Origin of the sequence: Hyphomicrobium sp. (assembly GCF_051860585.1) — a bacterium.
Taxonomy (GTDB): domain Bacteria; phylum Pseudomonadota; class Alphaproteobacteria; order Rhizobiales; family Hyphomicrobiaceae; genus Hyphomicrobium_C.
In genome coordinates, this window is sequence record NZ_JBHYDS010000009.1 from 62,372 (window position 1) to 85,562 (window position 23,191).

A 23,191-nucleotide genomic window follows, 5' to 3' on the forward strand; every position below is an offset into this window, starting at 1 on the left:
GCTGTCCTCCCAGTGGATTCGATCCGCAGTGTCGGTCACGCGCCGATCACATGCAACACGATCTTGCGCGTGTGCGGCGCTTGACGGTGTTCGAACAAGTATAAACCCTGCCACGTGCCGAGCGCGAGTTCGCCGTGCGTAATCGGTATGACAATCGACGTTTGCGTGAGCGCGCTCTTCACATGCGCAGGCATGTCGTCGGGGCCTTCCATCGTGTGCACGAACAGCGGATCGCCGTCCGGCACGAGCCTGTGGAAGAACGCCACGAGATCGCGCTGGACGTCGGGATCGGCATTCTCCTGGATGACGAGAGAGGCGGACGTATGCCGGCAATAGGCCGTTAACTGTCCGGTTTCCATCGCCGCCGACGCGGCGAATGCGCGTGCGTCCCGGCTGAATTCGTAGAGCCCCGCGCCTGTTGTCTTAAGCGTGATTTCGCGCTGCGCTTGGCGCATCGAAGTGACCTCGTGAAATTACCGTCGGATGTGCGTATATCAGTGACATGAGCAGAGCCTTCGTCAAAGAGCCCGACGGACTGGAAGCCTTCGATGAGCTTCCCGAACGCCTCGTGTCGTCCCACCCCAACCTCGTCACCGAGGCGGGACTCGCGGCGATCGAGAACGAGGTGGCGCGCCTGTCGCGGGCCTACGCCGAAGCACAAACGTCCGGCGACCGCGCCGCGCTCAACGTCGCCGCGCGCGATCTCCGATACTGGAACGCGCGCCGCTCTACCGCGGAACTCGTTCCCGCCGCCGGCACTGCGACGGAAGTGCGGTTCGGGTCGCGCGTGACGATCGCGCGGGATGACGGACGCAAGCAGACGTATCGCATCGTCGGTGAGGATGAGGCCGACCCGGCGGCTGGCACGCTCTCATACGTCTCGCCCCTGGCCCGCGCGCTGATGGGCAAATCGCCCGGCGACGTATTCGTCATGGGGCCGGGCGAGATCGAGATTATCGAATTGGCGTAACAGGTTATCCGTGCACTGCGTAGCGCGCGCAGAATCATAATTACCGTAACAATAATCGCGAGTTGTGCTGTTCCCTGGGAAACAGCTTTAATGCTCGCTGGCGTTTTATCACGCCACGAGCCCGGCGCCCGCCGGGCTGAGGAGCTGAGGTTTAGGAGATTTCCCAATGAGCAGCATGTTCCGCGTCGGCCTTGCCGCGCTCGCACTCTCCGTCCTGTCCCTTGCCGCCGTTCCGTCCGCGATGGCGGCCGGCAAACCCGACGACAAGAGCGCTGATGCCGAGGTCAAAGGCGTCGGTCCCGAAGCCACGAAGGCCGCCAAGCACGCGGCGATCGGCAAATGGAAACGCGAAGTGGCCAAGGACGGAAACACGCCCGATTGGCGCACTGCGACGGAGAAGAAGGTCAAGTGCAAGAGCAGCCGCACCGAGACCGAATGCGAGGTCGAGGCTCGCCCGGCGCACTAGGTCACCGCAGGTCCGAAAACTGTGGCCGGGTCGTCTCACAGCGATCCGGCCGCTGTCGTTTTTGCCCCCGAAACCCTTGCGAATATGCGCAGGGCAGCCTTAGACTCGCCCCGTTGCAAAGCGCGCCATGCGAAAGGCGGGGGCTGAGATGCGGATCTGGAAGCCAGTATTGAAACCTCGGCGCTTGGGTCGCGGCGCATTTGGCGCGGCGCTAGGCACGCTCGCCCTCTGCACGCTCACCGTGTGCGCGCTTGCGGCAGCAGCCACCTTCGCGCGCGCCGGCAACGAAAACCCGGCGCTGATCGAGGTCAAGCTAGGCCTCAACACGATGAACAAGACCGACCGCGCAACCCTGTGGCGTCGGGTGGACGAATACGCCACCGTCGATGCACTCCAGGAGTTCTGCGGCCGCAAGCTCAACCTGCAGCGGCGCACGTGGGCGGCGGTCAGCCCCTGCGTGGAAGTCTCGTCGTTGCGCAAGGTCGCCGCAGTCTTCCGCACCAAGAAGTCCGAATACATCAAGGGCTGGGAAACGGCGCACGGCGATCCCGAAAAGAAAAAAGCCCTCTGCGATACGTGGCGCCCGAAGCTGCTCGAGTACCAGAAGGTGCTCGACGCACATATTTCGGAAGCGGCAACGATGTGCAGTGCGTGCCTCTTCTGCTGATCGGCGGACGGCTGAGCGTGGTCCGCTTTCCGCGCCACAAATACTCCGCGACCGCTTGCTAGGGTTTCGCGAACTGAGTCGGAACCGGCGAACCCCGCATCGAGCGCAGGGGCGCCGGGCCTCACAAGCACAGGATGACGTGACGATGACCGCCCCCAAGCCGACGCCCGCGATCTTCCGGGCGCTCGCCCTCAATCTGATGCTGGCCCTGGCGCTGCTCGCTGGCGGAGCGCGGGACGCGAGCTCGGCATCGGCTCGCCAGATCGACGCCGACGTGGACGACGCGCTGCACCACTTCTACCGCTCGGTCGGCGGGGCGAAGGAACTCATGCGCGACGCGGCGGGCGTGCTCGTCTTCCCGTCGGTGATCAAGGCTGGGTTCGGCGTCGGCGGCGAGTATGGCGAAGGCGCACTGCGCCGTCAGGGCTATACGGAAGGCTACTACAACACCGTCTCCGCCTCATTCGGTTTCCAGCTTGGCGCGCAGGCGCGCACGGTCATCATCGTTTTCATGAGCGACGAGGCGCTCGGCAGCTTCCGCCGCAAGAATGGTTGGAAGGTCGGCGTAGACGGATCCGTGGCGCTGATCACGGTGGGCGTCGGCGGCTCGATCGACAGCAACCAGATCAAGAAGCCCGTGATCGGGTTCATCCTCGATCAGAAGGGCCTGATGTACAACCTCACCCTCGAAGGCTCCAAGATCACGCGCATCGACCGCTGATCCCTGTCGCCTCGGACACAGAAGCCGCCTAAGCCGCGCGCTCGTGTGTGATCGCGACGGCCGTGGCCGCCGCCGCCTCGCTTGCGCGCAGGAACGGGCTCAAGGTCTCCGGTGCGTCGCCATCCTGCGCCGGATCGAAGAGACGCGAGCAGCCGCGTCCGTCGCGCTTGGCCCGGTAGAGCGCGATGTCGGCCTTCGCCAGCCACACATCGACGGAAAGCGGCGACGGCGCCTCGAACACGGCCGCGCCGATGCTGACGCTCACGTCGAGAACCTTGCTGCCGTAGAGTACCGGCATCATGAGCGTGCGTTCCACCAGATGAACGACGGCTGCCGCGTCTTCCGTGCAGGCCAGAGGGCGCGTGACGGCCGCGAACTCGTCGCCGCCGAGGCGGGAAAAGATGGTGAGCCTGCCGTCGAGCGCGCGCAGCCGGTCGGCGATGGCCCGCAGGACAGCGTCGCCCGCGGCGTGGCCGAGCGTGTCGTTGATGGCCTTGAAGTGGTCGCAGTCGATCAACAAGACCGCATAGGTGTCCTGCTTCTGCTCGCGCGACGTCAGCAGGTTCGAGAACACGCTCATGAACCAGCCGCGATTGGCGAGGCCCGTCGCCGCGTCGTGCCGTGAGGCATAGAGTGCGGTCTGCTCGCTCTCGGCAAGGCGGCGCGTAAGGCGGCGCACGGTCAAGGCGGCGAACAGCGTCATGGCCACGATCAGCCCGAGCGACACGGCGATGGCGGGAAGTGCGGCCAGCAGAATGGCATGCCCCGGGGATGCGAAGTCCCAGCTCAAGTGCGCGATGACGTTGCCGCGCGCATCGAGAACCGGATGGGTGTTCTCGCCGGCCTCGTCCAGATGTTTAGGCGAGACCACATTCAATTCATCGATGTGAGACAGCGATTCGAGCTTATCCAGCACGGCGGGCGTCATGACCTGGACGCCGATCAGCAGCGTCGGTTCGCTCGGCGTCTCGATCGCTTCGTCGTCCGGCGTGAATGGTGACACGGTGATCAACGCCGCCTGGCCATCGAGCTTGACGAAGTCGTTGACGTACAGCCCGTCGGTCATCGCGCCGTCTTGACGCTTATCGAAATCACCCGAGACGCGTGCGTCCTTGTAGAGCTTCCGCGCCCGGTCCATCGGTACGGCCGCCGCCGCGAGCAAGCCTGCGACCTTGTCGGGCGGTGGCGCTGCGTTGAACTCGCTTGAAAAGGTCGCCCGGCCGGAAGGATCGACGATGACGATCTGCTGCGGGCCGCTGGGCGACAGGGCTTCGCTGCCGAAGTTCTTGCGGATCCATTCGGTCCGCTTGTTCAGCACGACGTTGTGGAAGGCCGCATCCCAATTCGTCTGCGAAACCATCTCGGACGCATGCAGCTCACCGAGCAGCTTGATGCCGCGCTCGACCGCGGCCTGTTCGCGCTTCAGCGCGTTCTCGTTGATTTCGTTGACGACCAGAATGGCGTCCTTGCCGAGCAGGACGACGGCCACGAGCGCCGGCAGGCCCATGGCAAGACCGATCCAACGCGCGAGCTTAACGCCGCTCGACTCCTGCACGTTACGCATGGCCAGACATCCCCCAAGATGTTTTCCCTGACCTCATATAGTGCGCCGCAATGCTTGCAGTCGCTGCAACGCGAGCCATCAAATGCGAGCGAGTCCGGTAAGGATTTGTTGAGCATGTGCGCGCGGAGCCGGGCGTGGCGGCCGCGTCACCCTTCTTTTCCACTCTCGACGTGGAAGGCGTGCAGCACGCGATGGAAGATCGGCGCCAGCACGAAGCCCGTGGCGATAACGATGATGAGGCCGGAGAGGATGGCGTAAAAGCCCGCGAACCACTTTCCGGCCGTCGTATGCAACTCGGAGACGGGTCCCATGCCGGAAAGGATCATCGCCGCGTTCACAAACGAATCCGCAAGCCCCATGCTTTCCGTCACAGCGTAGCCAACCATGCCGATCAGCAGCCCGGCAAGCGTCAGCGCGAGCCACAGCCCCACCGCCTTCGCCATGCGGAGCGCGAACGTGGCGCGCGGAGCGACCTTCTGGGCGCGGCGCTCGAAGCCTTTCGACAGCATGCGAACCTCGACGATGAGAGGGGCGTGATCGCGTCCAAGCCTATCAGACCCGCCCCCCGTTCGCCGACCCATAACTCCGCAATGGTGACTAGGCGGGGCTCAGACCTCGGCGGGTCGAAGTTCAATCCCCATGCGCCAGGAGCGCCGCGCGCCGGGATCGAGCCGTACGATGCCCGGCTTGTCCCAGATCTCGCCGTCGAAGCCCGCCGGATCGGCATAGCCTTGCCAGGGCTCGATGCAGACGAACGGCGCGCTTGGAAGCGACCAGATGCCGAGGTGCGGGCTGTCCGGATAGTCGATGCGCAGCCGCGGGCCTGTGCTGGCGCCGTAGGTCGCCCCGCGTCCGGCGAGCGCGGTGAAGACCAGCGCGCCTCCGGTGAAGAGACGGTCGTCGAGCCGCAGTGTCCGGCCGTCGACAGGGGAGGGCTGCGCGGCGGGATCGAGCAGGCCGTGTGCGTCGGGCCGGAAGATGCGCGCCGTCTCCGCGGCATCGAAATGGATCGCGTGGTCGCCGCGCGCACTTCCATAGGGTAGAGGCCAGAGGAATGCCGGGTGGTAGCCGAAGCTCGCGGGCAGGGGACCATCGCCGGCGTTCGCAAGGTCCGCCGTCACGTCGAGCCGCGCGCCGGTGATGGCGAAGGTCAGGTCGAGCATGAATTCGAACGGATAGACGGCGCGCGTCGCGTCGTCGCTTGCGAGCCTCAACGTCACGCGGCTGTCGTGCGTTTCAAGCACCGAAAAGCGGCGCCGCCTTGCGAAGCCATGCCGAGGGAGGGTGAAGCTCTTGCCGCCGGCGCGGAACCGGTCGCCGGCCAGCGCGCCGACAATGGGAAACAGGATCGGCGCCCGGCCCGTCCAGAACGCGGCATCCCCGTTCCAAAGCAGATCGCAGCCCTCGCCATCCCGCAACGCCCACAACTCCGCCCCGAGCGTGTTGACCTCGGCGGAAAGGCCGCCGACGCCACCTGAGATGCGGATGATGTCGTCAGTCACGGCCGATCCTCGCCTGTAGAACGCTGCGTGCCGTCAGAGTCCGTGTCGACGTCGAACTCGGGCGCTCAATCCGCAACAGCAATGACCCCGTCGGCATGCGCTGCTTCGAATGCTCCGACAGTCCCGTTTCCAACTGCAAACGCCGCGAACGAGGCCACGACAGCGTCTAGGGCGTCGGGCGATTGGATCATCTTGTCTGCGTAGGGAATAGAGATTTCGATTTTGTTGCGGATCTGCTCTACGAGAGCCGCGCGTTCGGCGACGGCCGCTTTCGCCCCGTATCGCGTGTGCGCCATACCCCAATGCCTGAGTTGCGCAGCAGGAAAGGCTTCGACCAACACGCCTCGCGTCGCCGCATTCCATGGCCAGCACGGGCGGCCAGTGAGACCGATCATGCGGAGGCACGCCGCTGCGAAGGGCGCGCCCCCGCGAGGTCCGTTCCACATTGTGGAGCGCGTGTTGACGCCGCGCGACGCCCAGTAGGCTTCCGTCGCGCGTAACGGCTTGGGCTTGGCACGGTCTTTAGGCGCGTATCGCTCACCGAGTGCTAGGATCTCAGCGCCACGTGGAAACGGCCGGTCGTCTCCGTTGCTAATAAGGGCGACCTCACGGAGCAGCGCCGCGAACCCGCCCGGAGGCAGATGCTTCACGGGCAGGCAGAACGGCGCATCGATGGCCGCCGCGTCGAAATCGGCAGCTTCAAGCAGGCGCGCCAACCGGTGGTACGGGAGGCCTTCGCCTTCAAGCTCGTGAACCGGTCTGAGTTCCAAAAGCGAGCGGCCGTCCGTCACCGCAACCCAAACCGTTGGGCGGCTCACGCGTGAACGCCAAGGGGCTGCACCGCCCGAGAAATCAATGCCGACGAATCGTCCCATGACAGATTATTAGTGCGGCGCAAGGCTGGAGCAAACAGGCCGCGATGATGACTACGCTTGTCGCCAAGCGCCACCCGCTACGGGTCCTGCCGCGCGCCGATCTTCAACACGACCGCTTGGCCGTCGTGATCGCCAGTGGTGATGTCGGGGTTATCCGAGATCGCGTTGTCGAGCGGCGTCATGCCGATGTTTTGGAACCCGCTGTGCGCGACCAGCTCGGTCGCAAAGTTGTCGCGCGCTTGCTTGAACGACGCGTAGCGATGCGGCGGATCGTGCAGGAAGTTCACGCTTTCCCGGCTGAACGCGCCGATGAAAATGAAACCGCCATCGAACGCATGCGGGCCGAAGATGCGCCCGTGGTTGTTGGTCTCCTCGAAAATCCGATTGGAGAACGCGTCGTCACGCCCTTGAGGAAGTTGGCTGTAGAGTGATCCGCCGACATAGCCGCGATAGCCGGTCGAGTGGCCGAAGCGAACGGGATAGCCCGCCTTCTTGGCAGCCGCGATCAGGTTCGTGCGCGCCTGATCCGGGCTCGACGAGGACGCGTCGATGAGGATGACGTTGATCGGCTCATGCAGCCTCTTGCCGCCGACGCGTTCCCCGAGCCAGTGCGCCACCGAGCCGTCCTTGGCGATCATCCACTTGCCCATTGACGGCAGATCCGGTGGCGTCGCGATATCGGCAGGCGGGAGGGTGAGCGGGGCATCCATGGCAGCCAACTCCTGCGCCTGCGCCTGCGCAACGCATACTCCAACAGCCATGAAGCAACAGGCCACGAGAGAGATGAGAGATCGGATCGTCATTTGGGCGCTACCACGGCCATGATCGCTTCTAGCATAGCGGGGAGCGGGCCGATTGATCGGCAATTTTGCGATGCCACGAAAATCGACCCACTCCGTCATCCCGGCGAAGGCCGGGATCCAGCCACGGTTCCGATCAAAACGACGGATCGGAACGCAACCGGCGTTTTCGAAACTAGGCGGTTGTTCGAGCATGGCGGTCGGTCGTGAAACTTCCCTGCGTCTACATCTTGGCGAGCAAACAGTTCGGCACGATCTACGTCGGCGTGACGAGCAACCTGCACCGCCGCATGGCCGAGCATTCACAGGGACTTCTTGAAGGCTTCACGAAGAAGTACAGCGTAAAGTGTCTGGTCTACTTTGAGCTGCATCAGACTTTGCCGGACCCCATTCACAGGGAGAAACAACTCAAGGCGTGGCGGCGTCGATGGAAAGTGCGCCTTGTCGAACAATCAAATCCCGAATGGCACAATCTATTCGATGAGACGACTGGCGAGATCCGCTGTGGACCTGCCGATGTGCATTGGCTGTCGCGGGCCGATTGATGGGTGGCTGGACCCTGACCTTCGTCAGGGTGACGTTCTTATCGCAATTTGCGCGCGTAATTCTCCCGCACGTGCTGATTGATGTAAGTAGTCAACCCTTGTCCCGCTTCCGCGAGGCGTTTCATCGCCTCGATGTGCTCGCGGCCCGGACGGCGATAATCATATTCGTAACCGTGGCCGTCCTTGAACCAGACACGAATGGAAGTGGGGCCGACCGCGAAATAGCGAACGCCAGCGTTGCGCCCGAAATTGCCGTAGGCCTTGCGGTCCATTTTTCCCGCTCCCGGCATTCTCAAACAAAAAAGCCCCCGATCTCTCGGGGGCTTTTGTTTGATCAGTTGTCCAGGAAGCTCCGCAGCTTCCTTGACCGGCTCGGATGCTTGAGCTTCCGCAGCGCTTTCGCTTCGATCTGGCGAATACGTTCGCGCGTCACCGAGAACTGCTGGCCGACTTCTTCCAGCGTGTGGTCGGTGTTCATCCCGATGCCGAAGCGCATGCGCAGCACGCGTTCCTCGCGCGGCGTGAGCGAAGCCAGCACCCGCGTCGTCGTCTCGCGCAGGTTGGCGGCGATGGCCGCCTGATCCGGCAGCACCGCGTTGCGGTCTTCGATGAAGTCGCCGAGATGCGAATCTTCCTCGTCGCCGATCGGCGTTTCGAGCGAGATCGGCTCCTTGGCGATCTTGAGAACCTTGCGCACCTTCTCGAGCGGCATGGCGAGCTTTTCGGCCAGCTCTTCCGGCGTCGGCTCGCGGCCGATCTCGTGCAGCATCTGGCGGCTCGTGCGGACGATCTTGTTGATCGTCTCGATCATGTGCACGGGGATACGAATGGTGCGCGCCTGATCCGCGATCGAGCGCGTGATGGCCTGACGGATCCACCACGTGGCGTAAGTCGAGAACTTGTAGCCGCGGCGGTACTCGAACTTGTCGACCGCCTTCATCAGGCCGATGTTGCCTTCCTGGATGAGATCGAGGAACTGCAGGCCGCGGTTCGTGTACTTCTTGGCGATCGAGATGACGAGGCGGAGGTTGGCTTCCACCATCTCCTTCTTCGCCTGGCGGGCTTCGCGCTCGCCCTTCTGCACGGCCTTGACGATCCGGCGGTACTCGGTGATTTCGAGGCCCGTTTCCGTCGCCAGCTCGTGGATGTCCTTGCGGATCTGCGCAATCGCAGGCCGCTCGTTCTTGATGAGGTTGCCCCACTTCTTGCCGTTGTCGGCCATGCGGTCGAGCCAGGTCTGATCCAGCTCGTTGCCGAAGTATTCGTCGATGAAGGTCTGGCGCGGCACGCCATAGCTGTCGGCGAGGCGCATCAGGCGGCCTTCGAGGCCGACGAGGCGGCGGTTGATCGAATAGAGCTGCTCGACGAGGCTTTCGATACGGGCATTGTTGAGCGAGAGGCTCTTCACGTCCGTGATGATTTCCTCGCGCAGCTTGTCGTAAGCCTTCTGCTGCTGGCGCGAGCCGGATTCACCGGCCACCTGCTGCTCGAGCTTCTTGTCCTGCTGCTTGCGGAGCTTCTTGTACGTGCCGGCGATGTTGTCGAAGGTCTCGAGAACCTTCGGCTTGAGTTCGGCTTCCATGGCTGCAAGCGAGAGCGCGTTCTCGAACTCGTCGTCGTCGTCGCCGTCCTGGCCGGGCGTTGCGCCTTCGGCGGCAGGCTCTTCTACTGCAGCCTCTCCGGCGAGCGCCGGAGGAGCCTTGGCCTCGGGGCCTTCATAGGTTGCTTCGAGATCGATGATGTCGCGAAGCAGAATCTTGCCTTCGTTGAGTTCGTCGCGCCAGATGATGATGGCCTGGAAGGTGAGGGGGCTTTCGCAGAGCCCGGCGATCATCGCCTCGCGGCCCGCCTCGATGCGCTTGGCGATGGCGATTTCGCCCTCGCGGCTCAGCAGCTCGACGGAGCCCATTTCGCGCAAGTACATGCGGACGGGATCGTCGGTCCGCTCCGTCGGCTCCGCACGCGTCTCCGAGCGCGCGGGCAGGCCTGCGGATACAACCGAGCGGCCGCCCTCTTCTTCGTCGGCTTCGGGTGCCGCCGTATCGGCGCCCTCTTCGCCTTCCTCGGTCTCGACGACGTTGATGCCCATGTCGGAGAGCATCGCCATCGTGTCTTCGATCTGGTCCGGCGAGACCTCTTCCGACGGCAGCACGGAATTCAGTTCGTCGAGCGTGACGTAGCCGCGCGCCTTAGCCGTCTTGAGCAGGCGTTTGACGGCCTGATCGGAGAGGTCGAGTAGCGGGCTATCGCGCTCCGAAGGTTCGGCCGTCGCGGTATCCTGCTCTTCGTTCTTTGCAGCGTTTGCCATGTGTTCTTAACCGTCGCCCTAAACTGAGGCCGTCGCCTAAATTGAGGTAGGGGTGCAGCCGTTACACCCTGTTTGTCTCGTCCTCCGCGGCCCGCCGGCCATGGAGATGATGGATCTCTGGGCGTGAGCCCGTTGGCAGTGTGTGCTTCAGCCCGTTCGCAGTCTGGAAGTCCGCTCAAACGACGGCAGCACGCTTGTTCCGTTCAGGAAAATGCCCGTGCCCCGATCGGCCGATATGGTCGCAATTCCGGACGTGGCGCCCCCCTATCAAGACGTGCGGCCGGCGTCGGCCGCGGCATCGAAGACATCGGCAACGCTGAGCGCTTCGAGCTGCCGCTTGAGATCGCAGATGCGGGCGAATGACACCTCACTGCGATCGTCATGCCAAGCGCGCTCGGCCGCCTCCAGCGATTGCTGTAGTCCAACATGCCGTTCGTGCATCGCGAGGGCGTGGCGCCAACCATCTTCCACCTCGGAGCGCCCGGCCTGGGGCTCAGCAAACCGATCGCATTTATGCGAAACGGAGCGTTCGACGAGGCTCAGAACCTTGCCGACGCTGGATTTGTTCAAGTGGGTTCGAAGCGACTCCGTGTCAAGTGAATTATCGAGAGCGTGGGCCGAAAGAATGGCGTCCCGTAGCCCGGAAAGCGCACTCGACGTGAAGGGCAGATCCGCCAGCACCTCGGCCTGTTCCTCGATAAGCCACGGATGGTTAAGGACTGCCTTAATCAGAACGGCCTCGCGATGCGCCGTTTGCGGCCCATCGTTCGAGACCAGGGCACTTTTCCTGAGGCTGGAGCTAGGATTAACCCGCTCGGTGCTCTGCCCGAGGCTCGGCGGGAAGACGCGCCCGCCCGCGCCACGCCGCAGAGCGCCCGAGGTGCCGCCGCGCGCATTCGGCACACCCGACCTTGGCCAGGAGCCAGTCCGGTTGCCGCCGCCGCCACTCCGCTGACCCCCGCCGTCGCGCTGGCCGCCGCGCCACTGGGCTTCCTGCGGTTCGCCCCACGCCGCCCGCAGGCGCTGGCCCAGCGCTTGCCGGTAGTGCGCGCGGACGCTTTCGTCCTCGATATGCCCGATCAGGGCCTTCAGCGTCTTTTCGAGCCCGGCCCGCCGCTCGGGCGTCGACCAGTCTCGGCCCGCCCATTCGCGCTCGAACAGCACGTCGACCAAGGGACGGGCACGGCCGAGGCAACCGTCCAGGGCCGCCGGGCCCTGCTGGCGCACGAGATCGTCCGGGTCGAGGCCGTCCGGCAGGAACGCGAACATCACGCTCGCGCCGGGCTTGAGGTGGGGGAGGGCCGTGTCGACCGCCCGGAACGCGGCCCGCTTGCCCGCGCCGTCGCCGTCGAAACAGAGGATCGGCTCGGCCGACATGCGCCAGAGCAGCTTGAGCTGGTCTTCCGTCAGCGCGGTGCCGAGCGGCGCAACCGCTTCGTCGAAGCCCGCTTCCGCGAGCGAAATCACGTCCATGTAGCCCTCGACCGCAATGACGCGGTCCTTGTCATGGGCGGCGGCGCGCGCGCGATGCGCATTGAACAGCAGATTACCCTTATGAAACAGCGGTGTTTCGGGCGAGTTCAGGTACTTGGCGTTTTGCTCGGGATCGAGGGCGCGCCCGCCGAACGCCACGATGCGGCCCTTGGCGTCGCCGATCGGAAACATCACCCGGTGCCGGAACCGGTCGTAGGCGACGGGGATGTCGTCGCCTGCGATCAGCATCCCCGACAGCGTCATCTCCTCGAGCGTGTAGCCCGCCTTCGCCAGATGCTCCTTGAGCGCCGACCGCGAATTGGGCGCGTATCCGATGCGGAACGTGGCGAGCGTCTCCCGCTTGAGACCGCGCTTCTCGATGTAGCGCCGCGCCTCCGTGCCGGAAGCGCCGGCCAGCGCCGCCTCGAAGAACTTGGACGCCTCTTCCATGAGTGCCAGCAGGCGCGTGCGCTCGTCGGCCCGTTCTTTGTCCTCGAACTCGGCCTTGGGCAGCGCCACGCCGGCTTCCTCGGCCAGCCGCTCGACCGCTTCTGGAAAGCTCAGGCCTTCCGTGGTCATGACGAACTTGAAGATGTCGCCGTGCTCGCCCGAGGCGAAGCAATGGTAGAAGCCCTTCTGGTCGTTGACGAAGAAGGACGGCGTCTTCTCGATCTTGAAGGGCGAGAGCCCGGCGTACTCGCGTCCCTTTCGCTTGAGCGCAACCTTCCGGCCCACCACTTGGCTCACGGGGAGCCTGGCGCGGATTTCGTCCAGCAGATGGGGCGAAAATCGCATGGAAGATCAGAGATCCAAGCCGAATCGTTCACAAAAAGCGTCTGCCAGACTTACGCGATTCGCTTGAGCCCTCGTTGCCCGCTCCACCCCCGCAAACCCGTTGTGAGCACAATCCACAGGGGCTCGGTCGTTGTGCCTCCTCTCGATCGCGCATTCGGGGATGCTTGCGTAGGCCCCGATCTTCATCGGGGTGACGGAGAGTTTGGCGGGCCGGTCGCCCCAATATATTCGTCATGCCGGCGCAGACGGGCAGGTGGGACTTCTCACGGGCTGCGGCATCCGCTTTTGCTCCGTCATCCCGGCGAAGGCCGGGACCCACGCCAGTATCAACAGTCGCGACGGTGGACCGAGACGCGACGACGCTCGCGGCTAGGTCGGATCATCGACTTCCAGCAGATCAATTGATGAAGCTTGCGTGGGTCCCGACCTACGTCGGGATGACGGTGGGAGCCCTATGCAACCGACTGCCTTATGGCCGACGAGCAGCTGTGTGTCTGTAACCGCTGCCGGTTGCCCGCTGCCTATTTCAACAGCTCCTTCAGCACTCCGCTGGCCTTGCCGAAGTCCATCTGGCCCGCGAACCGCTCTTTCATGGCGCCCATGACACGGCCCATGTCCTTCGGGCCGGCCGCGCCAAGCTCGGCGACGAGCGCCGTCACGGCTGCCTTGGTGGCAGCCTCATCCATCTGCTTGGGCAGATAGGCCTCGAGAATCGCGATTTCCGACTTCTCCTGGTCGGCCAGATCGGTGCGCCCCGCCTTCTCGTAGGTCGCAATGCTCTCGCGGCGCTGCTTCACCATTTTCTGCAGGATCACGACGATCTCCGCGTCGCCCACATCGGTCGGCGCTTGGCCGCCGATGCCGAGTTCGCGGTCTTTGATCGCCGCCGTGATCAGGCGCAGCGTGGTGAGGCGCGCCTTCTCGCCCGCCTTCATGGCGTCTTTGACGTCTTGATTGATGCGTGCGCGCATGGAAACCCTCTCAATCGGCAGCTGTTGGGCCGCTATATAGGCCACGCGATCAGAAATCGCGAGCGATGCGGCAAGGGAGGGACCTATGACGCGTGAAACCCGGCCGGGCAGAACGGACCGCGCCGCACGGATCATCCAAGCCCCGCCCGACGTGATCTACCGGGCCCTCGTCGACCCGGAAGCCATCGTGACGTGGCGTCCGCCGAAGGGCATGACGGGCCGGATGGAGGCGTTCGAAGCCCGCGAAGGCGGGCGTTTTCGCATGGCTCTCCTCTACGATGAACCCGGGCATGGCAAAACCGCGGAGAACATGGATGTCGTCGAGGGCCGGTTCCTGGAGCTGGTGCCGGACCAGCGCGTCGTCGAGGTCGTGACGTTCTGCTCCGACGATCCGGCCTACGCTGGTGAGATGACGATCACGACGACGCTGTCCCCGGCCATCGGCGGGACCGAAGTCGCGATCCGTTGCGAGAACGTTCCGGCCGGCATTTCCGCCGAGGATCACCAAGCGGGGCTGGCGTCGACGCTCGGTAATCTCGCGGATTTCACCGAACGCTGACGACGGCGTAAGTCGCGGCCGCGCAACCGTCCAAGGTGCGGCTGCGCAGCGCAGATTTGTGACGACGCGGGCGCGCCCCATTCCTTGACCGCACGGCCCCCCTCGCATAGGGTCCGCCGCAATCCATGGACCCCGGCCCGAGCGGACCTCGCACTTGCTTAAGCGCGCGCGAGATGGCACCGCCGAGCCCAAAACGAGCAGGCCGCCAATGTCGTTTGAACCCGCCCCCTGGACCGACATCAAGAAGACGGCGCGCCTCGTGCTGGACGACGGGACCGTGATCTCGGGCGTCGGCCTCGGCGCGACAGGATCCGCCCCGGGCGAGGTCTGCTTCAACACCGCCATGACGGGCTACCAGGAGATCCTGACCGACCCGTCCTACGCCGGCCAGATCATCACCTTCACGTTTCCCCACATCGGCAACATCGGCGCCAACGCCGAGGACACCGAAACGTCGAACCTCGCGTCCCGTTCCGGCGTCCGCGGCTGCGTGCTCCGCGCCGAAATCACCGGCCCGTCGAACTATCGTGCCGCCCAGAATTTCGACGCCTGGCTGAAGGCGCGCGGCATCATCGCGATCAGCGGAATCGACACGCGCGCCCTGACGGCCCGCATTCGCGACAAGGGCATGCCGAACGCCGTCATCGCGCACGAGCCGTCGGGCGAGTTCGACATCGAGAAGCTGCGCGCCGAGGCGAAGGCCTGGCCCGGCCTGTTGGGCCTCGATCTCGTGCCGGACGTGACCAGCGGCCAGAGCTACACCTGGGACGAGACGCGCTGGGTCTGGAATGAAGGCTACGGCCGCAACGAGTCCCCCGAATTCCACGTCGTCGCCATCGACTACGGTTTGAAGCGCAACATTCTGCGCTGCCTGGCCTCCGCCGGCTGCAAGGTCACGGTCGTTCCCGCCACGGCGAAGGCCGAGGACATCCTGGAGCGCAAGCCGGACGGCGTCTTCCTGTCGAATGGCCCGGGTGACCCGGCCGCGACCGGCGAATACGCTGTCCCAGAGATCCGCAAGCTGGTCGACTCCGGTCTGCCGATGTTCGGCATCTGCCTCGGTCATCAGATGCTCGGCCTCGCGCTAGGCGCGAAGACCCGCAAGATGCACCAGGGTCATCATGGCGCCAATCATCCGGTCAAGGACTTCACCACCAACAAGGTGGAAATTACGTCGATGAATCACGGATTTACCGTGGATCGCGAGACGCTCCCCAAGGGTGTCGTGGAAACCCACGTTTCTCTGTTCGACAACACCAACTGCGGGCTCGAACTCGAGGGCCGTCCGGTGTTCTCCGTCCAGTATCACCCGGAGGCGTCACCCGGTCCTCAGGACAGCCACTATCTGTTCACGCGCTTCGTCAACAAGATGCGGGAACGGCAGGGCGGCGCGCTCAAGACGGAGCGCTAAGCCACGCGGCTCAGGTGTTTTTCATGACGGCGAATTAATCCCGCCGGTGATCGACTTTTTCCCGGGGGCCCGTATAGGATGCGCGCCGGTCCGAGGACCAAGTCGAAGCACGAACGAAGAGAAGCCGAAATGCGCACCCGTTTGTTGATCCTCCCGCTCGCCCTTCTGGCGGCACCCGTTGGCGCAGCGCAAGCGTGCGAAGGCAAAGCGGAAATCGAAGCCGCCTTTACCGCCCAGCACCAGAATCCCTGGCGCACGGAAAGCGCATCCAAGAGCGACACCGGTATCGAGCAGTCGCAGACGTTCGATTTTCAGCCGCCGGATCGCATCTATCGCAAAGTGACGTCCGGAACGGAAACCGTAGAGACGGTCGGTGTCGGCAAGCAGGCCTGGACCAACGCGACCGGCGTTTGGGAAGAAATGAAAGCTGAGCTCGCCAATCTAGTGGCAGCACACATGAAAACCAACTTTGCGCCACCCAGGGTTTCGGTCGTTTTCAAGTGCCTCGGATCGGTCGACTACAGCGGCAAGAAGCTGCTCGGCTACCAGACTGAGCCCGAAACGGTCGAAGGCAAAGTCGTAGCAAGGACGATTTATGTCGATCCGGACACAAAGCTTCCGGCCTTCAACGTCGTCGGCACCGTGGACGGCAGCGAAGAGATTATGAAGGAAGCCTACAGCTATCCGACAGACGTCAAGATCGAGAAACCGCTTTAAAGCGGTCCGATGCTCCGAAAGCCTGAAGGGCACGGCGCGCGCGAATGCGACACTGGGAAGAAATGCAGCCCGCGGCCCACTGGGTGCGCGATGTGAGGAGAAGACGGAAGATGGGTTTGAAGCGCGCTACCACCAGCGTTGCGGCGATCGCAGGCGCGATCAGCCTGCTCGCAGCCGCGCCGGCCTTTGCGGACTGTTCGACCGAGGTTGCCTTGGGCGTCAATTCGCAAGGCAAGCAGAAGTTTCTCCGCAAGGAGACGAACATGGTCACCGAGGCAGGCCCCGCCAAGATGGTGGTCGAATATGCGACCCCTGACCGGATGCGCCAGATCCTCACGCCGCTGACCGAAGGCAAGCCCGTCGAAAGCATCGTCGTGGGCGATAAGGCCTGGACCAACAACGGTGAGGGCTGGAAGGCATCGCCCTCGCATGAAGCCGATCAGCTCGTCCAGTTCATGATCAAGTCGATCGCGCAGGTCTATCAGGAGGTCGGCAAGTTCGAATGCACCGGCCTCGAAACCATCGAAGGCAAGGAGCTGCGCGGCTATCGCGGCCTCGACGAGCCGCCGCCGTCGGCTCCCGGCGCGCCGCCGGCAGAAAAGATGAAGAACGAAGCCGTGCGCATGGTCTATCTCGACCCTGTCACGGGCCTGCCGGCACGCAGCATTCTCGCCCGTCCCGGCTACCTGGATAAGCCGATCTTCAAGGAAGTTTACACCTATCCCGACAGCATCGTCATCGAACCGCCGAAAGACGTTGTCAAATAGACGTTGGACGCGGCAGACGACCGGATCGGCGAGCGAGGGTGCCCCAAGGCGCCCTCGCTTGCTGTCGGGTCCTTCGCAGATGTCGCAGGTCCACCGGATGAACCGTCACGTCTCGCCTATAGCCAAACCCAACACCGTCGAATAGAACCGGCCTCGCCATGCCAAAACGCACAGATATCGACTCCATCCTCATCATCGGCGCCGGCCCGATCATCATCGGCCAGGCGTGCGAGTTCGATTATTCGGGCACTCAGGCCTGCAAGGCACTGAAGGCCGAGGGATACCGGATCATCCTGGTCAATTCGAATCCGGCCACGATCATGACGGATCCCGAACTGGCCGATGCGACATACATCGAGCCGATCACGCCCGAGATCGTCGCCAAGATCATCGTCGAGGAACGCCGCCAGCGTCCGAACGAGAAGCTGGTGCTGCTGCCGACCATGGGCGGCCAGACTGCGCTCAACACGGCGCTCGCGCTCGACAAGCAGGGCATTCTCGCAAAGCTCGGCGTTGAGCTGATCGGCGCGCGCGCCGAAGCGATCGACATGGCCGAGGACCGCAAGCTTTTCCGCGACGCGATGGACCGCATCGGCCTTGAAAGCCCGCGCGCCGTCATCGCTTCGTCGCCGGAGATCAAGGACGCCGAAGGAAACATCGTCGGCTACGACAAGGCGGCCGGCTTCGTCGAGGCGATGCGCGGACTAGATGTGATCGGTCTGCCATCCATCATCCGCCCCGCCTTCACGATGGGCGGCACCGGCGGCGGCGTCGCCTACAACCGCGAAGAATTCGAGACCATCGCGCGCTCCGGCATCGACGCCTCGCCCGTCGGCCAGATCCTGATCGACGAGAGTCTGATCGGCTGGAAGGAGTATGAGATGGAGGTCGTCCGCGACAAGGCGGACAACTGCATCATCGTCTGCTCGATCGAGAACATCGATCCGATGGGCGTCCATACCGGCGACTCGATCACGGTCGCCCCGGCGTTGACCCTGACGGATAAAGAATACCAGATCATGCGCGACGCCTCGCTGGCGGTGCTGCGTGAGATCGGGGTTGAAACCGGTGGCTCGAACGTACAGTTCGCCGTCAATCCGGCAGACGGACGCCTCGTCGTCATCGAGATGAACCCGCGCGTGTCGCGCTCGTCCGCGCTTGCGTCGAAGGCCACCGGCTTCCCGATTGCGAAGGTCGCGGCCCGCCTCGCCGTCGGCTACACGCTGGACGAACTCGACAACGACATCACCGGCGGCGCCACCCCGGCCTCGTTCGAGCCGTCGATCGACTACGTCGTCACGAAGATTCCGCGCTTTGCGTTCGAGAAATTCCAGGGCGCCGACACGACGCTTACGACCGCGATGCGCTCGGTCGGTGAGGCGATGGCTATCGGCCGTACGTTCGCCGAAAGCCTGCAGAAGGCGCTGCGCTCCATGGAGACGGGCCTTACCGGGCTCGACGATATCGAACTCGAAGGCCTCGGCGCCGGCGACGACAAGAACGTCATTCGCGCCGCCCTCGGCCACCCGACGCCGGATCGCCTGCTCAAGGTCGCCCAGGCGCTTCGCCTCGGCCTCGACGCCGAGCAGGTGCACGCCGCGTGCAAGATCGATCCGTGGTTCATCGCCCGCATCGAGGAAATCCTGGACGTCGAAGCGCGCGTGAAGGCGCATGGGCTTCCGAAGTCCGCCGAACATATCCGTTTCCTCAAGTCGATGGGCTTCTCGGACGCCCGCCTGGCCAAGCTCGCCGGCAAGACCGAAGCCGACGTGCGTGAAGCGCGCCTCGCCGCCGGCGTGCGCCCAGCCTTCAAGCGCATCGACACGTGCGCAGCCGAATTCGCGTCTCCCACCGCCTACATGTACTCGACCTATGAGCGCGGCCTCGTGCTGGACGAAAACGGCGAGGGCGATGCAGCCCCGGCCTGTGAATCGCAGCCGACGGCGCGCGAGAAGATCATCATTCTCGGCGGCGGTCCGAACCGCATCGGCCAGGGCATCGAGTTCGACTATTGCTGCTGCCACGCCTGCTTCGCGCTGACGGCGGCAGGATTCGAGACCATCATGGTCAACTGCAACCCGGAAACCGTCTCGACCGACTACGACACGTCCGATCGCCTCTACTTCGAGCCGCTAACCGCCGAAGACGTGCTCGAGATCATCCGCACCGAGCAGTCGAACGGCACGGTCAAGGGCGTCATCGTTCAGTTCGGCGGCCAGACGCCGCTCAAGCTCGCGAGCGCACTCGAGGAAGCGGGCGTGCCCATTCTCGGCACCTCGCCCGACGCCATCGATCTCGCCGAGGACCGCGACCGCTTCAAGGCGCTGATCGAAAAGCTCGGACTCAAGCAGCCCGAGAGCGGCATCGCACGTGCGCCCGAAGAGGCCGCCGGCATCGCCGAGCAGATCACCTTCCCCGTTGTCATCCGGCCCTCCTACGTGCTGGGCGGACGCGCGATGGAAATCGTGCACGACCGGTCCGAGGTCGACCGCTACATCAAGCGCCTGTCGGCCACGCTCGACCGGCCGAGCGAACTTGTCGTTTCCGCCAAGCGCCCGCTGCTCATCGACCGGTATCTCGCCGACGCCATCGAAGTCGACGTCGACTGCCTGTCGGACGGCAAGGACACGTTCGTCGCCGGCATCATGGAGCACATCGAGGAAGCCGGCATCCACTCGGGCGACTCGGCCTGCTCGCTGCCGCCGCACTCGCTCTCGCCCGCCATCATCGCGGAGCTTGAGCGCCAGGCGCGCGAGCTTGCCCTTGCTCTCGGCGTCGTCGGCCTCATGAACGTGCAGTTCGCCATCAAGGGCGAGACCGTTTACGTCCTCGAAGTCAATCCGCGAGCGTCCCGCACGGTGCCGTTCGTCGCCAAGGTCATCGGCACGCCGATCGCCGCCATCGCCGCCGAGATCATGGCCGGCCGCCCGCTCGCGAGCTTCGGACTGAAGCCGGTCAAGGTCGATCACGTGGCGGTCAAGGAAGCCGTCTTCCCGTTTGCGCGTTTCCCCGGCGTCGATCCGATCCTCGGACCCGAGATGCGCTCCACGGGCGAGGTCATGGGTATCGACCGCGATTTCTCGATCGCGTTCGCCAAAAGCCAGCTCGGCGCCGGCCAGAAGCTGCCCAAGTCCGGCACGGTGTTCGTGTCGGTTCGCGACAGCGACAAGGACCGGATCGTGGCCCCGTTGCGCGAACTTGTGGACCTCGGTTTCAAGATCATCGCCACGCGCGGCACCCGCCGTCACCTCGAAGCGCACGGTGTTCCGTGCGTCCAGATCAACAAGGTGCTCGAGGGCCGTCCGCACATTGTGGACGCGATGAAAAACGGCGACGTGGACCTGGTTTTCAATACAACTGAAGGCGCCAAGGCCGTCTCGGACAGCAAGGACATCCGGCGCACGGCCTTGCTTCACCACATTCCCTATTATACAACTTTAGCCGGTGCGGTCGCAGTCACCCGCGCGATCAAGGCTCTCAAGGCCGATTCTCTCAACGTGGCCCCGCTGCAGGTCTACCTCGGTCGCGCCATTTGAGACTTTACGCCTCGTCAGGCGTTATGCGACGGCCGTGTCCTTAAGCGTACAGGAATGTTGCTAGTTTTGGTGCCGGCCGCGCAGGCCGGGCCGGATGGGAGATTTTAAGCGAAATGTCTATGGAACGCGTCCCGATGACGGTCGAAGGGTTCAAGCACCTCGAGGAGGAGCTTCATCGCCTCAAGGCCGTAGAACGTCCGCGGATCATCCTGGCGATTTCCGAAGCTCGTGCGCACGGCGACCTTTCCGAGAACGCGGAATATCACGCCGCCAAGGAACAGCAGGGCATGAACGAAGCCCGCGTGTCGGAGCTCGAGGACAAGATTGGCCGCGCCGAGGTCGTCGACACGTCGAAGCTGTCCGGTTCCTCCATCAAGTTCGGCGCCACGGTCACGCTTGTGGACGAGGACACCGAAGAGAAGGTCAAATACAAGATCGTGGGCGACCTCGAAGCCAACGTCCGCGATGGCAAGATTTCGATCTCTAGCCCGATTGCACGTGCGCTGATCGGCAAGTCCAAGGGCGACTCCGCCGAAGTGACGACGCCGAAGGGCCCGCGCTCCTATGAAGTTTTGAAAGTCGAGTGGAAGTGAGCGGGAGCCGGCCGGGTTCATCAGTCGATCATGACTGAAGCCGGCCGCGTCCTCACGCCCGCGTGCGGGTGACAGCCTTTGAGCGAAACTGACAGCGGACCTTCGGCGCAGCCGCCATCGGCGTTCGCCTATCGGTCCTTCCGCCTCTACTGGATGGCGCGGTTTCTGAACGGCTTCGCGACCCAGATCATCTCGGTCGCCGTCGGCTGGCAGATCTACGACGAAACGCGCGACCCCTTCCTGCTCGGCCTGGTCGGCCTCGTCCAGTTTGCCCCCGCCATCGTCTTCGTCCTCGTTACCGGATCCGTCGCGGACCGTTACAACCGGCGCGTCGTGATGAGCCTCTGCATAGGCCTCGAAGCGCTTTGCGTCGCGGCGCTCGCGGGGTTCTGGATCGTCCACGCGTCCAATCCCGCGCAGCACGGGCACATCTGGCCCATCTTCATCATCCTGACGCTGTTCGGCGTCGCGCGCGCGTTTCTGACGCCGTCCGTGCAATCGCTCGCCGCCAACCTCGTGCCCCGCGAATCCTTCGCCAACGCCGTGGCCTGGAACTCGTCTGCGATGCAGGCCTCCTTCACCATCGGGCCGGCCATAGGCGGACTTCTCTACGGCCTCTCGTCGCTCGTGCCCTATGCGGTGTCGTTCGTATTGTTTGGGCTCGCGGCCCTGATGACCATCCTCATTCCGAAGCCGCCGCAGAAGACCACGTCCGAACCGCGCTCGATCGAAACCATGCTGGCGGGCTTCCGCTACATCCGCAACAACCCGGTCATCCTCGGCGCTATCTCGCTCGACATGTTTGCCGTGCTGCTCGGCGGCGCGACCGCGCTGCTGCCCGTGTTCGCGCGCGACGTGCTCGACGTCGGCCCGTGGGGGCTCGGCTTCCTGAGGTCCGCCGCGGGCGTCGGCGCTCTCGTGATGGTCGTCTGGCTGGTCCGCAATCCCATTCGCGACCACGCCGGCAAGGTGATGTTCGCAACCGTCGCCGTCTACGGCCTCTCGATCATCGTCTTCGGGCTGTCCACCACGCTATGGCTGTCGCTGCCTGCGCTGTTCGTCATGGGCGCGGCCGACATGGTCAGCGTCAACGTGCGTTCGACTTTGATCCAGCTGGCAACGCCGGACGAATTGCGCGGCCGCGTCACCGCGGTCAACAGCGTCTTCATCGGCGCGTCGAACGAGGTGGGCGAATTCCGTGCCGGCACCATGGCCGCATTCATCGGAGCCGTCCCCGCCGTCGTCATCGGCGGCGTCGGGACACTCGCCATCACCGGCTTGTGGACGCGGCTGTTCCCGTCGCTTTACGCGAAGCGCCGCCTGACTTGATGTCTAGTCCCCGTCCGGCGCGGACATCGGCACGCCCGGCGCGAGCTTGGCGCGGCGGATGGCGAGATTGGTCTTCACGCTCGCGACATTCGGCGCCGCCGTCAGCTCCTTGAGCACGAAGTCCTGGAATGCGGTGAGATCGGGCGCGACGCACTTCAGGATATAATCGCTTTCGCCGGACAGCATGTAAGCGTCCCGCACCATCGGCCAGCCGAGCACGCGGTTCTCGAAGCTGCGCAGGTCCTGTTCGGCCTGGTTGTGAAGGCCCACCAGTGCGAACGCCGTCAGCTCGAAGCCCAGCGCCTTCTCGTCGATGAGCGCGGTGTAGCCCTGGATCACGCCGGCATCCTCCAGCGCCCGCACGCGGCGCAGGCAGGGCGGGGCAGAGAGCCCGACGCGCTTGGCCAGGGCCACGTTCGTGAGCGCGCCGTCGCTCATGAGTTCGCGCACGATGCGGCGGTCGACGGCGTCCAGGCGAAGTGGCATGGCAGCTCTCTCGGGAAAACGGTCGAAGCTCGGACCTAGGATAGTCGCGCAACAAATGTAAAGGAATGCTCCGCTGGACGATCCGCCGCGCGACCGGGCCAGGCCCAATCCGGCAGTAGACAGCACGGCGCCGGCC

The 23,191-nt window shown here is 64.3% G+C and carries 23 protein-coding genes; 12 read left to right on the top strand and 11 right to left on the bottom strand.

The annotated features are described in order from the left end of the window. Nucleotides 1-35: 35 nt before the first annotated feature. Entirely contained in the window at nt 36-455 is a 420-nt protein-coding gene (locus ACTIFK_RS14710) for a secondary thiamine-phosphate synthase enzyme YjbQ (RefSeq protein ID WP_439543836.1), read from the bottom strand. Between the two features lie 47 nt (nt 456-502). On the opposite strand from ACTIFK_RS14710, the gene greA (ACTIFK_RS14715) reads away from it, so the two are divergent. The 4 genes from greA (ACTIFK_RS14715) (at nt 503) to ACTIFK_RS14730 (ending at nt 2,824) form a co-directional block, all read left to right on the top strand. Next, entirely contained in the window at nt 503-970 is a 468-nt protein-coding gene (gene greA / locus ACTIFK_RS14715) for a transcription elongation factor GreA (protein WP_439543837.1), read from the top strand. Between the two features lie 166 nt (nt 971-1,136). Continuing rightward, nucleotides 1,137-1,436 carry a hypothetical protein gene (locus tag ACTIFK_RS14720; protein WP_439543838.1) on the top strand — a complete coding sequence of 100 codons (300 nt, stop codon included), beginning with the start codon at nt 1,137-1,139 and terminating at the stop codon, nt 1,434-1,436. 169 nt (nt 1,437-1,605) lie between these two features. Further along, complete coding sequence (locus ACTIFK_RS14725; RefSeq protein ID WP_439543839.1) at nt 1,606-2,103, top strand: hypothetical protein; 498 nt, start codon at nt 1,606-1,608, stop codon at nt 2,101-2,103. A 145-nt stretch (nt 2,104-2,248) separates the two neighbouring features. Next, entirely contained in the window at nt 2,249-2,824 is a 576-nt protein-coding gene (locus ACTIFK_RS14730; protein ID WP_439543840.1) for a BPSL1445 family SYLF domain-containing lipoprotein, read from the top strand. Between the two features lie 28 nt (nt 2,825-2,852). Here the strand turns inward: ACTIFK_RS14730 and ACTIFK_RS14735 are convergent, their stop codons facing one another. The 5 genes from ACTIFK_RS14735 to ACTIFK_RS14755 all read right to left on the bottom strand — a co-directional run bounded on the left by ACTIFK_RS14735 (nt 2,853) and on the right by ACTIFK_RS14755 (nt 7,475). After that, the gene (locus tag ACTIFK_RS14735; RefSeq protein WP_439543841.1) at nt 2,853-4,388 is read right to left on the bottom strand and encodes a diguanylate cyclase; all 1,536 of its coding nucleotides are present in this window, start codon (nt 4,386-4,388) and stop codon (nt 2,853-2,855) included. A 146-nt stretch (nt 4,389-4,534) separates the two neighbouring features. After that, nucleotides 4,535-4,897, bottom strand: coding sequence for a hypothetical protein (locus ACTIFK_RS14740; protein WP_439543842.1), 363 nt, complete (start codon nt 4,895-4,897; stop codon nt 4,535-4,537). A 99-nt stretch (nt 4,898-4,996) separates the two neighbouring features. Continuing rightward, nucleotides 4,997-5,890: an aldose 1-epimerase family protein gene (locus ACTIFK_RS14745; RefSeq protein ID WP_439543843.1), complete on the bottom strand. Its 894-nt coding sequence runs from the start codon at nt 5,888-5,890 to the stop codon at nt 4,997-4,999. A gap of 65 nt (nt 5,891-5,955) precedes the next feature. After that, nucleotides 5,956-6,765 carry a DUF429 domain-containing protein gene (locus tag ACTIFK_RS14750; RefSeq protein ID WP_439543844.1) on the bottom strand — a complete coding sequence of 270 codons (810 nt, stop codon included), beginning with the start codon at nt 6,763-6,765 and terminating at the stop codon, nt 5,956-5,958. A 77-nt stretch (nt 6,766-6,842) separates the two neighbouring features. Continuing rightward, the gene (locus tag ACTIFK_RS14755) at nt 6,843-7,475 is read right to left on the bottom strand and encodes a hypothetical protein (protein WP_439543845.1); all 633 of its coding nucleotides are present in this window, start codon (nt 7,473-7,475) and stop codon (nt 6,843-6,845) included. 296 nt (nt 7,476-7,771) lie between these two features. Here ACTIFK_RS14755 and ACTIFK_RS14760 point away from each other — a divergent pair, with 296 nt between their 5' ends. After that, the gene (locus ACTIFK_RS14760) at nt 7,772-8,110 is read left to right on the top strand and encodes a GIY-YIG nuclease family protein (protein ID WP_439543846.1); all 339 of its coding nucleotides are present in this window, start codon (nt 7,772-7,774) and stop codon (nt 8,108-8,110) included. A 38-nt stretch (nt 8,111-8,148) separates the two neighbouring features. Here the strand turns inward: ACTIFK_RS14760 and ACTIFK_RS14765 are convergent, their stop codons facing one another. The 4 genes from ACTIFK_RS14765 to ACTIFK_RS14780 all read right to left on the bottom strand — a co-directional run bounded on the left by ACTIFK_RS14765 (nt 8,149) and on the right by ACTIFK_RS14780 (nt 13,657). Continuing rightward, complete coding sequence (locus ACTIFK_RS14765) at nt 8,149-8,382, bottom strand: hypothetical protein (RefSeq protein WP_439543847.1); 234 nt, start codon at nt 8,380-8,382, stop codon at nt 8,149-8,151. A 62-nt stretch (nt 8,383-8,444) separates the two neighbouring features. Continuing rightward, the gene (gene rpoD / locus ACTIFK_RS14770; protein ID WP_439543848.1) at nt 8,445-10,418 is read right to left on the bottom strand and encodes an RNA polymerase sigma factor RpoD; all 1,974 of its coding nucleotides are present in this window, start codon (nt 10,416-10,418) and stop codon (nt 8,445-8,447) included. A gap of 267 nt (nt 10,419-10,685) precedes the next feature. Then, a complete protein-coding gene (gene dnaG / locus ACTIFK_RS14775; protein WP_439543849.1) occupies nt 10,686-12,686 on the bottom strand; it encodes a DNA primase in 2,001 nt (666 codons plus the stop codon). Nucleotides 12,687-13,207: 521 nt separating this feature from the next. Further along, the gene (locus tag ACTIFK_RS14780) at nt 13,208-13,657 is read right to left on the bottom strand and encodes a GatB/YqeY domain-containing protein (protein ID WP_439543850.1); all 450 of its coding nucleotides are present in this window, start codon (nt 13,655-13,657) and stop codon (nt 13,208-13,210) included. A gap of 85 nt (nt 13,658-13,742) precedes the next feature. Between ACTIFK_RS14780 and ACTIFK_RS14785 the strand changes: the two genes are divergently transcribed. From ACTIFK_RS14785 to ACTIFK_RS14815, 7 genes are all read left to right on the top strand, one after another. Further along, nucleotides 13,743-14,216, top strand: a complete 474-nt coding sequence (locus ACTIFK_RS14785; protein ID WP_439543851.1) for an SRPBCC family protein — start codon at nt 13,743-13,745, stop codon at nt 14,214-14,216. Nucleotides 14,217-14,424: 208 nt separating this feature from the next. Then, nucleotides 14,425-15,627 carry a glutamine-hydrolyzing carbamoyl-phosphate synthase small subunit gene (carA, locus tag ACTIFK_RS14790; RefSeq protein WP_439543852.1) on the top strand — a complete coding sequence of 401 codons (1,203 nt, stop codon included), beginning with the start codon at nt 14,425-14,427 and terminating at the stop codon, nt 15,625-15,627. A 129-nt stretch (nt 15,628-15,756) separates the two neighbouring features. Continuing rightward, nucleotides 15,757-16,344 (top strand): hypothetical protein, encoded by a 588-nt coding sequence (locus ACTIFK_RS14795; RefSeq protein ID WP_439543853.1) that lies wholly within the window; start codon nt 15,757-15,759, stop codon nt 16,342-16,344. A 110-nt stretch (nt 16,345-16,454) separates the two neighbouring features. Continuing rightward, nucleotides 16,455-17,111, top strand: coding sequence for a hypothetical protein (locus ACTIFK_RS14800; RefSeq protein ID WP_439543854.1), 657 nt, complete (start codon nt 16,455-16,457; stop codon nt 17,109-17,111). Nucleotides 17,112-17,269: 158 nt separating this feature from the next. Next, nucleotides 17,270-20,647 carry a carbamoyl-phosphate synthase large subunit gene (carB, locus tag ACTIFK_RS14805; protein ID WP_439543855.1) on the top strand — a complete coding sequence of 1,126 codons (3,378 nt, stop codon included), beginning with the start codon at nt 17,270-17,272 and terminating at the stop codon, nt 20,645-20,647. A 119-nt stretch (nt 20,648-20,766) separates the two neighbouring features. Further along, nucleotides 20,767-21,240, top strand: a complete 474-nt coding sequence (greA, locus tag ACTIFK_RS14810; protein ID WP_439543972.1) for a transcription elongation factor GreA — start codon at nt 20,767-20,769, stop codon at nt 21,238-21,240. A gap of 78 nt (nt 21,241-21,318) precedes the next feature. Next, nucleotides 21,319-22,569, top strand: coding sequence for an MFS transporter (locus tag ACTIFK_RS14815; protein WP_439543856.1), 1,251 nt, complete (start codon nt 21,319-21,321; stop codon nt 22,567-22,569). Between the two features lie 3 nt (nt 22,570-22,572). On the opposite strand, the gene ACTIFK_RS14820 is transcribed toward ACTIFK_RS14815, so the two are convergent. After that, on the bottom strand, nt 22,573-23,055 hold the full coding sequence (locus ACTIFK_RS14820; protein WP_439543857.1) for an Lrp/AsnC family transcriptional regulator: 483 nt from the start codon (nt 23,053-23,055) through the stop codon (nt 22,573-22,575). Between the last annotated feature and the right edge of the window lie 136 nt (nt 23,056-23,191).